The following is a 744-nucleotide window of genomic DNA, read 5'->3' as shown; positions in this document are numbered from 1 at the left end:
CGAGCACTATACACCGCTGATGCNGCANCNGCCGGGCCACCACCAATCACAACAACATCCTGAACAGGTAGTGCTTCAGCAGGCTCTGCTGCCTGAGTGATGTCGGGGTATTTAGCCATCAATTTCTCTAGTAGGACTGCCTGGTCAATTTTACCGTTAGCGAATACTTCACCATTCAAGTAAACACTAGGCACACCTTGAATACTTCGCTCTTCGATCAAGTCCGGATAGACACCGCCATCAATGGTTTCAGTGGTAATCTTATCGTTGACCAAAGCAAACTGATTCAAAGCCTGGACCACTTCAGGACAATTGTGACAACTCAAGCTTACAAAGACTTCGAAGTTAAGTGCTTCCTGTACACCACTTATGATCGACTTTATTGAATCATCCAACTTCATATCAGTACCCGAAGCGTGAAGCACCGCAAGCACTAGCGAATTGAATTCGTGACCGCCAGGAATACCGGAGAACCGAATTCCCGTATCTTCTCCATCACGTTCTAACAAAAAACTTACCGGGCTTTGCAATACTGATTTTATATCACGTTCTTCAAGTGAAATCTTGTCGCTAACCGATGCGAAACTGCTGAGAAATTCCATCAACTCCGCTTTTTTGTCATGCTCACCTGTTTGCACAACAAAGGTGATATCATTCTGCATATTGGCGGTATAGCCTTTAAGCGCGTTCAAAATGTCATTCGTCAACATTCTCTTATCCTCGTTTTAAATACCTTTGGAGATT

1 protein-coding gene is annotated in these 744 nt (G+C 44.3%); it reads right to left on the bottom strand.

The features are described from left to right. The coding region (locus tag A3766_RS06165) for a thioredoxin family protein (protein WP_197479375.1) at positions 1–710 on the bottom strand (710 nt) is incomplete at its 3' end. Positions 711–744 lie beyond the last annotated feature (34 nt).

The sequence above is a fragment of the Oleiphilus sp. HI0132 genome (assembly GCF_001635845.1).
The sequence above is the reverse complement of the archived record's forward strand: the minus strand, read 5'-3'. Positions and strand labels throughout refer to the sequence as shown.